The sequence below is a fragment of the Pseudothauera nasutitermitis genome (genome assembly GCF_004801295.1).
Lineage (GTDB): Bacteria > Pseudomonadota > Gammaproteobacteria > Burkholderiales > Rhodocyclaceae > Pseudothauera > Pseudothauera nasutitermitis.
The window spans coordinates 221738-234108 of record NZ_SSOC01000005.1 but is presented as its reverse complement, the minus strand read 5'-3'; the positions used below and the strand labels follow the sequence as shown (position 1 = coordinate 234108).

Below are 12371 nucleotides of genomic sequence, written 5' to 3'. Positions count from 1 at the left end.
CGCAGTCTCTTTGAGACAGGGCCAGGGGTGCGTATTGCACCTGGTGTGCCCCGTCTGCATCCGGCGTGCCTTCACCGCATCAAGGGTGGTGGGCGTTGTGGTCGTGCTCATGTCTACGCCGCTTCCCATTCACTGCCATTGCGTTGGCAGACCGTGCGGGTAGACTTGTACGCGCGCGCACCATGTACGCCCCGTGGTTTAGGCGTGCCGTGGCGTAATACCGGGTCGGGAACCTCTCCTGCACGGGCACACCTGCGGCATCCGCCGGCGCCGTTCCCCGGCCGGATACGACTGCGGCGTCGCTTTGGAGAGCGTGCTGCTGTCCTTCAGCCCGTGTTCCTTGGTCAACGTCCGCAGGGTGATGCCGCGCTTGTGCAGGGCCGCCACGATGTCGGCCGGGTGTCAGTCCTCTGGACTGGCTTTTTTAGGGGTATTGCGTGCCATCGCGTGTATGCCGTGGTTAGTTGGCGATAGGCGGCATTACACGGCGCAATTGTGCTGCTGTCAACTGAGATGACAGCAAATTTTTGCGTTTTGCGCTTAATGGAGGCGCAGGAAGTGACGCGATTTTATGCTTGTTTCTTTGTTTTCAGTGCATTACGAAAGTGTGGAAACGGTCAGCGTTTCGCACTTCCAATTCCGCACTTTCATAGGGAAAGAGCGGAATGAGTCTTCCAGAGCGCCTGAAGGCCGTGCGTGCGGCCCTTGGACTGACACAGAAAGAATTTGCAGCACAATCAGGCGTGTCTCCGCGCGGCTACCAGGGATACGAAGACGGCCGGAGCGTGCCGGGAGGTGAGGCCATCGAGGGGCTTGTCCGTGCGGGCGTCAACGCCAACTGGCTGCTCACCGGCGAAGGCCCGATGCTGCGCTCTGAATTGGAGGAAGCAGCCGTCTGGCGCGCCCGGGCCGGGCAACTGCAGGCCGATCTCGATGCGGCGGCCCAGGCCATACCCCTTAACGAAACAGCCATGCGCGCCATCATCATTGGCGTACTCGAAGACCCCCGCTACAGCGGCGCAGAGGCCGACCGCATCGCCGCCCGTGCGGTGCAGCTCTATCGCAGGGCGCTCGACGACCGCCTGATCACCGCAACAGGCGTGGGAGAAGGAAAGAATAAGGCCGCTTGAGGGCCGTTTGACGCCGCCACGACACCATGGGTCGGCGGCATACTCCTCCTGCATGGAGGGCAACGACGAACAACAAATGGACTGGCTCCGGCGCTGGGCCTGCCGGCAACCCGATGACGACGAGCCGCAACGCGGTAACGGCGCCATCGCACTGCGCTGCCTCGCCACCATCCATGCCGCCGCCGGCCAGATTCAGCACCATGACAACCCGGCCGCCAATGATCCAGCGGCGAGGATGCTCGTTCTGCTGCTTTGTGCCATGACTGCGCGGAATCGATCGCTCTACGCCCGTTCCTGCGCAAATTGTTCCAATCGGTTTTCCTGCCCGCCGATACCCTTGAATCCCACGCCGTGATCGGGCTTGCGGCCCTTGCGCTCGCCTTGCGCCACCGTGCCGGAACGATCACTCCCCCCACACGCATGAAGCGGTTGAGATCGCCCATCCACAATCTTTGCATGGAAAGGATCGTGGATGGGTTCCTAGCCCAGCAGTTCGGCCAGTACGCGGACGAGTTGTCCGCACTGGGCGTCGGTGCCCACCGTGATGCGCAGGAACTGGTCGATGCGCGGCGCCTTGAAGTGGCGCACCAGGATGGCGCGGTTGCGCAGCGCCAGTGCCAGTTCGCCGGCATCGTGCCGCGGATGGCGGGCGAACACGAAGTTGGCTGCCGAGGGCAGCACCTGGAAGCCCAGCGCGGCCAGGTCGCTGGCGAGCTGTTCGCGGGTGGCGATGACCCGCCGGCAGCTTTCGCGGAAGTGCGGCTCGTCATCCACCGAGGCCACCGCGCCGGCGATCGCCATGCGGTCCAGCGGGTAGGAGTTGAAGCTGTTCTTGACGCGCTCCAGGCCGGCGATCAGTTCTTCGTGGCCCAGCGCGTAGCCCACGCGCAGCCCGGCCAGCGAGCGGCTCTTGGAGAAGGTCTGCACCACCAGCAGGTTGGGGTGGCGGTTGATCAGCGCGATGGCGCTCTCGCCGCCGAAATCCACGTAGGCCTCGTCGACCACCACCACCGCCTCCGGATTGCCGGCGACGATGCGCTCGATGTCGGCGAGCGGCAGCGGGCGGCCGGTGGGCGCGTTGGGGTTGGCAATGAGGATGCCCCCGGCGCGTTCCTCGCCGTTCGGTAGATAGTCCTCGGGGCGGATTGCGTAGTTCTCGTCCAGCGGGATCAGGCGGTGCTCAATGCCGTAGAGGCCACAGTACACCGGGTAGAAGCTGTAGGTGATGTCGGCGAACCAGACCGGGCGCTCGTGGCGCAGCAGGGCGTGGAAGGCGTGCGCGAGCACTTCGTCGGAGCCGTTGCCGACGAACACCTGGCGCGCATCGAGCGAGAAGCGCTCGGCCAGCGCGTCCTTCAGGCGGTCGGCATTGGGGTCGGGGTACAGCCGTAGGCTGTCGGTGACCTCCATGCGGATGGCCTGCAGCGCCTTGGGCGAGGGGCCGTAGGGGTGCTCGTTGGTGTTGAGCTTGACCAGATTGTCGATCTTGGGCTGCTCGCCCGGCACGTAGGGGGTCAGGCCGTGGACCACGGCGCTCCAGTAGCGGCTCATTTCTCGCGATGGGTCGTTGGGGGATGTCCGGCCGCTTTTTGCGGCGGGATCGTGTGTCGATGGTATCATGACCGCCGTTCATTTCCCCCTGTCCAGCAGCGCCATGCGGCAAGCCGACCTCACTCGCGATACCCTCGAGACCCGTATCTCCGTCCGCATCGATCTGGACGGCACCGGCAAGGCCGAACTGGCCACCGGCGTGCCGTTCTTCGACCACATGCTCGACCAGATCGCGCGCCACGGCGCCATCGACCTGATCGTCAAGGCGGAAGGCGACACCCACATCGACGACCATCACACCGTCGAGGACGTCGGCATTACCCTGGGCCAGGCCTTCGCCAGGGCACTGGGCGACAAGAAGGGCATCCGCCGCTACGGCCATGCCTACGTGCCGCTCGACGAGGCGCTGTCGCGCGTGGTGGTGGATTTCTCCGGCCGGCCGGGGCTGCACTACTCCGTCGATTACTCGCGGGCGCGCATCGGCAACTTCGATGTGGATCTGGCGCGTGAATTCTTCCAGGGCTTCGTGAATCACGCCGGGGTGACGCTGCACATCGACAATCTGCGCGGCGACAACGCCCACCACCAGTGCGAGACCATCTTCAAGGCCTTCGGGCGCGCATTGCGCATGGCCGCCGAGCGCGACGAACGCGCGGCGGGCACCATTCCTTCCACCAAGGGCGCCCTCTGACGCGCGGGCGTCGGACGGGGCTCGATTCCAATCCTTCAGCGAGAGTTTCGTGATGACCGACGTGGCCATCATCGACTACGGCATGGGCAATCTGCGCTCGGTGGCCAAGGCCATCGAGCACGTCGCCGAGGGCCGAGCCGTCACCGTGACCGCCGACCCGGCCGTGGTGCGCGCCGCCGGGCGGGTGGTGTTCCCCGGCCAGGGGGCGATGCCCGACTGCATGCGCGAACTCGACGCGCGCGGCCTGCGCCGGGCGGTGCTCGACGCTGCGCACGAAAAACCCTTCCTGGGTATCTGCATCGGCCAGCAGATGCTGTTCGCGCACAGCGCGGAGGGCGATGTGCCCGGTCTGGGCATCCTGCCCGGCGAGGTGGTGCGCTTCGACGACGCGCGCATGGTCGCCGCCGACGGCAGCCGCCTGAAGGTGCCGCACATGGGCTGGAACGAAGTCTGGCAGGCCGGGCCGCACCCGCTGTGGGAAGGCATCGAGGACGGCGCGCGTTTCTACTTCGTGCACAGCTATTACGTGGCCCCGCAGGAAGCCGGCCTGACGGCCGCCCATACCGACTATGGCGTGCGCTTTACCAGTGCAGTGGCTCGGGCTAATATCTTTGCGGCCCAGTTCCACCCGGAAAAGAGTGCGGCGGCGGGGCTGCGGCTGCTATCGAATTTCATCCGCTGGGCGCCCTGAGCGGCGTCCGTTCCATAACGCGATCCCACACTTCCCGCCATGTTGCTGATTCCCGCCATCGACCTCAAGGACGGCCATTGCGTGCGCCTCAAGCAGGGCGAAATGGACGATGCCACGGTGTTCTCCGAAGAGCCGGCCGCAATGGCCCGGCACTGGCTCGACCAGGGCGCGCGCCGCCTGCATCTGGTCGACCTCAACGGCGCCTTCGCCGGCAAGCCGAAGAACGAAGCGGCCATCCGCGCGATCTGCGACGAGGTCGGCGACGACATCCCCGTGCAGCTCGGCGGCGGCATCCGCGATCTCGACACCATCGAGCGCTATCTGGACAACGGCATCTCCTACGTCATCATCGGCACCGCCGCGGTGAAGAACCCCGGCTTCCTGCACGATGCCTGCGGCGCCTTTCCCGGCCACATCATCGTCGGCCTGGACGCCAAGGACGGCAAGGTGGCGGTGGATGGCTGGTCCAAGCTGACCGGCCACGACGTGGTGGACCTGGCCAAGAAGTACGAGGACTACGGCGTCGAGGCGGTGATCTACACCGACATCGGCCGCGACGGCATGCTCTCCGGCGTCAATGTCGAAGCCACCGTGCGCCTGGCGCGCGCGCTGCGCATTCCGGTGATCGCCAGCGGCGGCATTGCCGACCTGAAGGACATCGACGCGCTGTGCGCAGTCGAAGCGGAAGGGGTGAGCGGCGCAATCACCGGGCGGGCGATCTACGAGGGCACCCTCGACTTTGCCGCCGCCCAGGCGCGCGCCGACGAGCTCAACGGCGGCCCCGCCTGATGCTCGCCAAGCGCATCATCCCCTGTCTCGACGTCAACGCCGGGCGCGTGGTCAAGGGCGTCAATTTCGTCGAACTGCGCGACGCCGGCGATCCGGTGGAAATCGCCCGGCGCTACGACGAACAGGGCGCCGACGAGATCACCTTTCTCGACATCACCGCCAGTTCCGACGCGCGCGACATCATCCTGCACGTGGTCGAACAGGTCGCCGAACAGGTGTTCATTCCCCTCACCGTGGGCGGCGGCGTGCGCAGCGTGGACGACGTGCGCCGGCTGCTCAACGCCGGGGCGGACAAGGTCAGCATCAACACGGCGGCGGTGAACAACCCGCAGGTGGTCGCCGAGGCCAGCGGCAAGGTGGGCAGCCAGTGCATCGTGGTGGCCATCGACGCCAAGCAGACCGCCCCCGGCAAGTGGGCGGTGTTCACCCACGGCGGGCGCAACAACACCGGCCTGGACGCCGTCGAATGGGCGCAGCAGGTCGAGGCGCTGGGCGCGGGGGAAATCCTGCTGACCAGCATGGACCGCGACGGCACCAAGGCCGGCTTCGACCTCGGCCTGACCCGCGCAGTCTCCGACGCGGTGCGCATCCCGGTGATCGCCAGCGGTGGGGTGGGCACGCTGGAACATCTGGCCGAAGGGGTCAGCGCGGGGCGCGCCGACGCGGTGCTGGCGGCCAGCATCTTCCATTTCGGTCAGCACACCGTGCGCGAAGCCAAGGAGCTGATGCGCGCGCGGGGAATCGAGGTCCGTCTATGAATGCCTCCGCGGCGCGCTGGCTCAATGAAATCCAGTGGGACGAGCACGGCCTGGTGCCGGTGATCGCCCAGGAAGCCTCGTCGGGTGACGTGCTGATGTTCGCCTGGATGAACCGCGAGGCCCTGCAGCGCACCGCCGAGCGCGGTGAGGCGGTGTACTGGTCGCGTTCGCGCCGCAAGCTGTGGCACAAGGGCGAAGAGTCCGGCCACGTGCAGAAGGTGGTGGAAATCCGCATCGATTGCGACAATGACGTGGTGCTGCTGAAGATCGAACAGGTGGGCGGCATCGCCTGCCACACCGGGCGGCACAGCTGCTTCTTCCAGAAGTATCTCGCCGACGGCCGCTGGGAGGCCGTCGATCCCGTCTTGAAGGACCCGAAGGATATCTACAAATGATCGACATCGAAGTGCTGCGCCGCGTCTCGGACACGTTGGCCGAGCGCAAGAAGGCCGACCCGGACTCTTCCTACGTTTCCAGCCTGTACGTGAAGGGCACCGACGCGATCTGCAAGAAGGTCGCCGAGGAGGCCGCCGAAACCATCATGGCGGCCAAGGACAAGGATCTCAAGCACATCGTCTGGGAAGTCACCGACCTGTGGTTCCACTCCCTGGTGCTGCTCGCCCACCACGGCCTGTCGGTGGAGGACGTGCTCGCCGAATTCCGCCGCCGCGAGGGCATCTCGGGCATCGACGAGAAGAAGTCGCGCGGCACGACCTGAGGCATCCCCCGATGAGCGACGACTGCATCTTCTGCCGCATCGCGCGCGGCGAGATTCCCTCCCGCAAGATCTACGAAGACGATCTGGTGTTCGCCTTCCACGACATCAACCCGATCGCCCCGGTGCATTTCCTGGTGATCCCCAAGGTGCACGTCGCCTCGATGGCCGAACTGGAAGACGAGCACGAGGCCGCGCTGGGCCGCGCGATGGTGGTGGCCGGCAAAATTGCGCGGGAACAAGGCGCCACGGATGGGTTCAGAACTATCGTCAACACCGGCAGGGTGGGTCGGCAGGAGGTGTATCATCTGCACATCCACGTCCTCGGTGGGCCGGAAATCCTTCCGGCGATGTTGAAGCGTTAAGGAGACAGGAATGGGTTCTTTCAGTATCTGGCACTGGCTGATCGTGCTGGTCATCGTGCTGCTGGTGTTCGGCACCAAGAAACTGCGCAACATCGGCCAGGATCTGGGCGGCGCGGTGAAGGGCTTCAAGGACGGCATGAAGGAAGCGGACGCCGCCGCCGATGCCGACAAGCCGCAGCAGAAGATCGCCGAAGGCCAGATCATCGAAGGCGAGGCCAAGGAAAAGGTCGAGAAGGCCGGTTCCTGAAGCACGCCGCAATGTGTTGACCGATAAAGGGGCGCCGTGCCAGTGCGCCCCTTCGTTTTCGTGGTTCGGGCGATAGAACATGTTCGATTTGAGTTTTTCCGAGCTGATGGTGATCGCGGTCGTCGCGCTGGTGGTGCTCGGGCCCGAGCGCCTGCCCAAGGTCGCGCGCACCGCCGGCCACCTGCTCGGCCGCTTGCAGCGCTACGTCAGCGACGTGAAATCCGACATCCAGCGTGAGATGCAGCTCGAGGAGCTGAAGAAGCTCCAGCAGCAGGTCGAGCAGCAGGCGCGCGACCTCGAAAGCAACGTGCGCGACCAGGTCGGCAGCCTGGAAACCGACCTGAACAAGGCCGCTGCCGAGGTGAGCGAAGCGGTTTCGTCGGTGGAACGCACGGCGCTCTCCGACGAGGCCGCCCCGGCCAGCACGCCGGCGGCCGACGGGAGCCCCGCGCCGGCCCCGGTCGCTGCCGCCGAAGAGCGCACCACGCCTGCGTCCGAGGAAGACGGACGTGCCGTCGAGGCCGCCGACCAACAACTCGAACTGGGCCTGGGCCCGGTCGACACCCCCGCCAGGGCGCCGGTGGAGAAGGCATGAACTCGCCCGTGCAGGAAACCTTCATCTCCCATCTGATCGAACTGCGCGACCGTCTGCTGCGCGCCATCGTGGCGGTCATCCTGGTGTTCGTCTGCCTGATGCCATGGGCCGGCAACATCTACGACCTGCTCGCGCTGCCGATGATGAACACGCTGCCGGAAGGCACGCACATGATCGCCACCGGCGTGGTCACGCCGTTTTTCGTGCCGGTCAAGGTCACCCTGATGGTGGCCTTCGTGCTCGCCCTGCCGGTCGTGCTCTACCAGGCCTGGGCCTTCATCGCGCCGGGGCTGTACGCCCATGAGCGCCGCCTGGCCATTCCGATGGTGCTCGGCACCACGCTGCTGTTCCTCGCCGGCATGGCGTTCTGCTATTTCTTCGTGTTCGGCACGGTGTTCAAGTTCATCGCCGAATTCGCGCCGAAGAGCATCGTGCCGGCGCCGGACATCGAGCAATACCTGTCCTTCGTGATGACCCTGTTCCTCGCCTTCGGCCTGACCTTCGAGGTGCCGGTGGTGGTCATCGTGCTGGTCAAGACCGGCGTCGTCGGTCTGGACAAGCTGAAGGAAGCGCGCCCCTATGTGATCGTCGGCGCCTTCATCATCGCTGCCATCGTCACGCCGCCCGACGTGATCTCGCAGTTCATGTTGGCCGTGCCGATGTGTCTGCTCTACGAACTGGGCATCGTGCTGGCGCGCCTCATCACCAAACCGGACCCCGCCCGGCAATTGGCGGCCGAGCGCCTGGAGGGGGCGGAGGCCGAAGAGCGCGACGTGCGCTGAGCATGCTTGCCGGTGAAAAAGCAGAAGGGGCGCGAATCCGCGCCCCTTCTGCTTTTGCAAACCCGTTCAGCGCGGGCGCTGCAGGACGTTCTGCGGGGTAGGGCGGCGGCCCACTTCCACGCGCAACTCCAGTTCGGTCTCGGCGCGACGGATACTGAAGGTGGCGACGTTGCCCGGCGGCAGCGCGGCCACCATCTCCAGCATGCTCTTGGTGTCGCGCACGCCGCGCCCATCCACGCCGACCAGGATGTCGCCCGGGCGGATGCCCGCGCGCTCGGCCGGGCTGCCGCGCAGCACACCGGCGATCAGCGCGCCGCTGGTTTCGCCGAGGCCGAAGGAATCGGCCAGTTCCGGGGTGATCTCCTGGATTTCCACGCCCACCCAGCCGCGCGTCACCTCGCCGTTGGTGACGATCTGCTCCAGCACGCTGCGCGCCAGCGAAACCGGAATGGCGAAGCCGATGCCCAGCGAGCCGCCCGAGCGCGAGTAGATCGCCGTGTTGATGCCCACCAGATTGCCTTGCGCGTCCACCAGCGCACCGCCGGAGTTGCCCGGGTTGATCGCCGCGTCGGTCTGGATGTAGTTCTCGAAGGTGTTGATGCCCAACTGGGTGCGCCCCAGCGCGGAGATGATGCCCATGGTCACCGTCTGGCCGACCCCGAACGGGTTGCCGATGGCCAGCACCACGTCGCCGACCTGCAGGTTGTCCGGCTGGGCGAAGGTGATCACCGGGAACTGCGCGTCGGTTTCCAGCTTGAGCACGGCCAGATCGGTTTCCGGATCGCGGCCCACCAGGCGGGCGGGGAACTTGCGTCCGTCGTTGAGGGCGACCTCGATCTCGTCGGCCGCCTCGATGACGTGGTTGTTGGTCAGCACGAAGCCGTCCGGGCTGACGATGACGCCCGAGCCGAGGCCGGCCGAGCGCTGGCGCGGCGCGTTGTCCTGACGGTCGCCGAAGAAGTGGCGGAAGATGGGATCGTCGAACAGCGGATGGCGCTGCGCGCCGACCTCCTTGCTGGTGAAGATGTGCACCACCGCCGGCATCGAGCGCTGCGCGGCCGGCGCGTAGGAGCCCGGGGCGTGCGGTGCTTCGGCGGCCTGGCCGTTGCCGGGGGCCTCGAAGATGGCCACGACCGAAGCGGGCGCAGCACTGCGCAGCCATTCCGGCTTGAGCGTGCTGACGACGAACAGGACCGCGACGCTGATCGTCACGGCCTGGGTAAAGACGAGCCAGAGGCGGCGCATAATATTGTTCTAAGACCGGCGGCGGTGTGCCCCCGCCGGAGAGGATCGGGAAGAAGGACGGAGACGGCATGCAACTCAACGCGCTGCACACACACCTTGACGAACTGCTTGAAGTCTCGCGCCTGCGCGATTATTGCCCAAACGGGTTGCAAGTGGAAGGACGCCCCGAAGTGCGCCGCGTGCTGTGCGGCGTGACCGCCAGCCAGGAGCTGGTGGACCGCGCGGTGGCCGATGGCTTCGATGCGCTGCTGGTCCATCACGGCTATTTCTGGAAAGGCGAGGACGGGCGCATCACCGGCATCCGCAAGCGCAGGCTGGGCGCGCTGCTGCGCCACGACATCAGCCTGCTGGCCTACCACCTGCCGCTGGACGTGCATGCGGAGCTGGGCAACAACGCCCAGCTCGGCCGCCTGATGGGCTGGCGGGCGCTGGGGCGTTTCGCGGACCAGGAACTGGGCTGGCTGGGCGCGCCGGAACAGCTGGAAAGCGCTGGCCAGCTGGCGCGCGGCGTGGCCGCCCGGCTGGGGCGCGATCCGCTGCTGGTGGGCGACGCGGACCGGCCGGTGCGGCGCGTGGCGTGGTGTACCGGCGGGGCGCAGGGCTACTTCGAACAGGCCATCCTGGCCGGCGCCGACCTGTACGTATCCGGTGAAATCTCCGAGCAGACCGTGCATCTGGCGCGCGAATCCGGCGTGCCCTACCTGGCCGCCGGTCATCATGCCACCGAGCGCTACGGCGCCAAGGCGCTGGCGCGCTATCTGCGCGAGACGCTGGGGCTGGATGCCGAGTTCGTGGATCTCGACAACCCGGTTTGAGGGCCCCGGCCGGGGGCCGGCTCAGTGCAGCGTGCTGGTCGGGGAGTGCGTGGTCACGGGCGGGCGGTAGCGGCCCAGTTCGGCTTCCAGCACGGTGGCCAGGGTCAGCAGTTCGTCGATGACGCTGAGGGGGAAGCCCTGGCGCGTGCCTTCGCGGTTGTCGCGGATCAGGTGTTCCAGGTAGGCCTGGCATTCCACCGTCCCCCAGTCGCGGCACAGCTGCTCGACCAGATGGGGCATGTCCTCGACACGTTCGACGGCGGCGCGGGCCTCGTCGTAGCTGTCCCAGGTGACCGTCCTGACGTTGAAGGTCTTGTTGAGCTGGCGCGACAGGCCGTCGAACTCGGGGCGCATGCCGGCGGCGCGATAGACGTCGAGCAGCTTCAGCCAGGGCTGGAGGGCCTGGCGCGGATTGCTGCGGATGAACTCGGCGAGGGTTTCCGCCGCGCCCTGCATGCGGCCGAAGCTCATCATGATGTCCGCCAGCTCCACCGCCGATTCGTGCTCCTCGACCACTTCGTCATGCACGACGATGGGCGCGGGCAGTTCGGGCGGCAGCGAGGGGGCGGCCCAGTCGTAGTTCGGCTGCGGCGGCTCTTCCTCTTCCACCAGCGTTTTCGGCGGGCGGGTGATGTCGGCGCCGCGCAGCGGTTCGCTGCCCGATGTCGTGCGCGCTTCCTCGGGCCAGACGCCCGGCGCGGTTTCCGGCGGGAGTGCGGCGGCAACCGGCAGGGCGCGCGGAGCCGGCGCCCGGCGCTGGAAGCGCTGGATGCCGAGCAAGGTGGCGACCACGGCGACGAACAGGGCGAGGAACAGCGGCCAGTCGTTGGGGCGTTCGGCCGCCGCCGCCGCCGCCGCCGCCGCCACCGGTTCGGTAGCCTGTTCGACGGCGGGGGGCGGCGGTGCCACCGGTACGGCGACGGCGCGGGTGGCCTGCGCCTCGGCGATCTGCCCGGGCAGGCCGACGCCCAGCTGATTGGCGCGTTCGATCAGCGCGGCCTGGATGCGTTCGAGCTCGCGGATGCGTTCGAAGAGTTCCAGCTGCGCCTGGATGCTGCGGTCCACAGAGGCCACCAGTTCGCGTTCGCGGGCATGCAGCGGGCTTTCGGGCGTGCCTTGCGGGGGCGCTTCGTCGGCCATCTCCACGACCAGCCGGTCGTGCCGTACTGCGCCGGCGGCGGTGGGCGCGGCCGACCTGGGCGCGGCGGCCGGCGAGTCGCCGCGCGGCGGCGCGGGGGGCGGCTGGGGCACTGCGGCACGCGCCGCGGGTGCGGGCGCCGGGGTGCTGGCGGGGATGCGCGAGGGTTCGGGCACGCGCAGTTCGGTGCCGGCTGGCAGCGGCCGTGCGCGTGCGGCCGCGTCCGGAAACAGCGCGGGGTTGGCGATCGCCACGGCAGCGATGAAGCGGCGCTGCTGCGCGGGATCACGCGGGTACATGGCGCTGGCGAGGCTGTCGAGGGATTCTCCCTCCACGGTGTACCAGGTCTGAATGGGCGGCGCGCCAGCGGATTGCGCGCTGCGCCGCTGCGCGGCAGGCGCGGGGGAAGGCGCGCGGGCGGGCGTGGCGGCCAGTGCCGGCGCGGCGGTGGCGGTGGCGGGCAGGCTGACTTCGCCGGGGAAGGGCAGCAGCAGGACGTATTCACGACGCAGTTGCGCACCGCAGCGGTTTTCCACGCCGATGCGCACGACTGGTTCGTTGACGCGGCTTGCGTCGCTGAGCACGACCCGGGCATTGCTGCCGCTGCCTGTGGTGGAGATGCGCGCGCGGGGGATCCACGGACCTTCGGCGGCCGCGCCGGCGCGCACGCGCAGACAGTCGGCGGCCTGCGCGGGATCGCCGCCGGCGAGGCGGATTTCTACCCGCAGGGGTTCGCCGATCGCCGACTGGGCGACCACTTCTCCGAGCTGGACCGCGCCTGCCGTCGCGGGGAGGCACAGGAACAGGGCGAGGGCCACAAGGGGCAGTGCGGGAAGAGGTCTTCTCATGATCCGGGTGA

17 protein-coding genes are annotated in these 12371 nt (G+C 67.5%); 13 read left to right on the top strand and 4 right to left on the bottom strand.

Going from position 1 to position 12371, the window contains the following annotated elements; genetic code table 11:
* Window positions 1–198: 198 nt before the first annotated feature.
* Window positions 199–390 carry a helix-turn-helix domain-containing protein gene (locus E6C76_RS22720; protein ID WP_456320497.1) on the bottom strand — a complete coding sequence of 64 codons (192 nt, stop codon included), beginning with the start codon at window positions 388–390 and terminating at the stop codon, window positions 199–201.
* Window positions 391–665: 275 nt separating this feature from the next.
* Here E6C76_RS22720 and E6C76_RS14225 point away from each other — a divergent pair, with 275 nt between their 5' ends.
* A complete protein-coding gene (locus tag E6C76_RS14225) occupies window positions 666–1130 on the top strand; it encodes a helix-turn-helix domain-containing protein (protein ID WP_136348901.1) in 465 nt (154 codons plus the stop codon).
* A gap of 52 nt (window positions 1131–1182) precedes the next feature.
* Window positions 1183–1485: a hypothetical protein gene (locus E6C76_RS14220; RefSeq protein WP_136348900.1), complete on the top strand. Its 303-nt coding sequence runs from the start codon at window positions 1183–1185 to the stop codon at window positions 1483–1485.
* 125 nt (window positions 1486–1610) lie between these two features.
* Here E6C76_RS14220 and hisC read toward each other — a convergent pair whose 3' ends face one another.
* Entirely contained in the window at window positions 1611–2681 is a 1071-nt protein-coding gene (gene hisC, locus E6C76_RS14215) for a histidinol-phosphate transaminase (RefSeq protein ID WP_136348899.1), read from the bottom strand.
* 103 nt (window positions 2682–2784) lie between these two features.
* Here hisC and hisB point away from each other — a divergent pair, with 103 nt between their 5' ends.
* From hisB to tatC, 10 genes are all read left to right on the top strand, one after another.
* On the top strand, window positions 2785–3372 hold the full coding sequence (gene hisB, locus E6C76_RS14210) for an imidazoleglycerol-phosphate dehydratase HisB (protein ID WP_136349237.1): 588 nt from the start codon (window positions 2785–2787) through the stop codon (window positions 3370–3372).
* A 52-nt stretch (window positions 3373–3424) separates the two neighbouring features.
* The gene (hisH, locus tag E6C76_RS14205) at window positions 3425–4063 is read left to right on the top strand and encodes an imidazole glycerol phosphate synthase subunit HisH (protein ID WP_136348898.1); all 639 of its coding nucleotides are present in this window, start codon (window positions 3425–3427) and stop codon (window positions 4061–4063) included.
* A 39-nt stretch (window positions 4064–4102) separates the two neighbouring features.
* Window positions 4103–4852, top strand: a complete 750-nt coding sequence (hisA, locus tag E6C76_RS14200) for a 1-(5-phosphoribosyl)-5-[(5-phosphoribosylamino)methylideneamino]imidazole-4-carboxamide isomerase (RefSeq protein WP_136348897.1) — start codon at window positions 4103–4105, stop codon at window positions 4850–4852.
* Window positions 4852–5610 carry an imidazole glycerol phosphate synthase subunit HisF gene (hisF, locus tag E6C76_RS14195; protein WP_136348896.1) on the top strand — a complete coding sequence of 253 codons (759 nt, stop codon included), beginning with the start codon at window positions 4852–4854 and terminating at the stop codon, window positions 5608–5610. Before hisA ends, hisF begins: the two co-directional genes overlap by 1 nt.
* Entirely contained in the window at window positions 5607–6005 is a 399-nt protein-coding gene (gene hisI, locus E6C76_RS14190) for a phosphoribosyl-AMP cyclohydrolase (RefSeq protein WP_136348895.1), read from the top strand. Before hisF ends, hisI begins: the two co-directional genes overlap by 4 nt.
* Window positions 6002–6328 carry a phosphoribosyl-ATP diphosphatase gene (locus E6C76_RS14185; protein WP_136348894.1) on the top strand — a complete coding sequence of 109 codons (327 nt, stop codon included), beginning with the start codon at window positions 6002–6004 and terminating at the stop codon, window positions 6326–6328. The genes hisI and E6C76_RS14185 overlap by 4 nt, the downstream gene beginning before the upstream one ends.
* A gap of 11 nt (window positions 6329–6339) precedes the next feature.
* Window positions 6340–6690 (top strand): histidine triad nucleotide-binding protein, encoded by a 351-nt coding sequence (locus E6C76_RS14180; protein WP_136348893.1) that lies wholly within the window; start codon window positions 6340–6342, stop codon window positions 6688–6690.
* A 10-nt stretch (window positions 6691–6700) separates the two neighbouring features.
* The gene (gene tatA, locus E6C76_RS14175; protein WP_136348892.1) at window positions 6701–6937 is read left to right on the top strand and encodes a Sec-independent protein translocase subunit TatA; all 237 of its coding nucleotides are present in this window, start codon (window positions 6701–6703) and stop codon (window positions 6935–6937) included.
* Window positions 6938–7016: 79 nt separating this feature from the next.
* Entirely contained in the window at window positions 7017–7532 is a 516-nt protein-coding gene (gene tatB, locus E6C76_RS14170) for a Sec-independent protein translocase protein TatB (RefSeq protein ID WP_136348891.1), read from the top strand.
* Window positions 7529–8314, top strand: coding sequence for a twin-arginine translocase subunit TatC (gene tatC / locus E6C76_RS14165; RefSeq protein WP_136348890.1), 786 nt, complete (start codon window positions 7529–7531; stop codon window positions 8312–8314). Before tatB ends, tatC begins: the two co-directional genes overlap by 4 nt.
* Before the next feature lie 66 nt (window positions 8315–8380).
* On the opposite strand, the gene E6C76_RS14160 is transcribed toward tatC, so the two are convergent.
* Complete coding sequence (locus tag E6C76_RS14160; RefSeq protein ID WP_136348889.1) at window positions 8381–9559, bottom strand: Do family serine endopeptidase; 1179 nt, start codon at window positions 9557–9559, stop codon at window positions 8381–8383.
* 68 nt (window positions 9560–9627) lie between these two features.
* On the opposite strand from E6C76_RS14160, the gene E6C76_RS14155 reads away from it, so the two are divergent.
* Window positions 9628–10374 carry a Nif3-like dinuclear metal center hexameric protein gene (locus tag E6C76_RS14155; protein ID WP_136348888.1) on the top strand — a complete coding sequence of 249 codons (747 nt, stop codon included), beginning with the start codon at window positions 9628–9630 and terminating at the stop codon, window positions 10372–10374.
* Between the two features lie 21 nt (window positions 10375–10395).
* On the opposite strand, the gene E6C76_RS14150 is transcribed toward E6C76_RS14155, so the two are convergent.
* Window positions 10396–12360: a type IV pilus assembly protein FimV gene (locus E6C76_RS14150; protein ID WP_136348887.1), complete on the bottom strand. Its 1965-nt coding sequence runs from the start codon at window positions 12358–12360 to the stop codon at window positions 10396–10398.
* Between the last annotated feature and the right edge of the window lie 11 nt (window positions 12361–12371).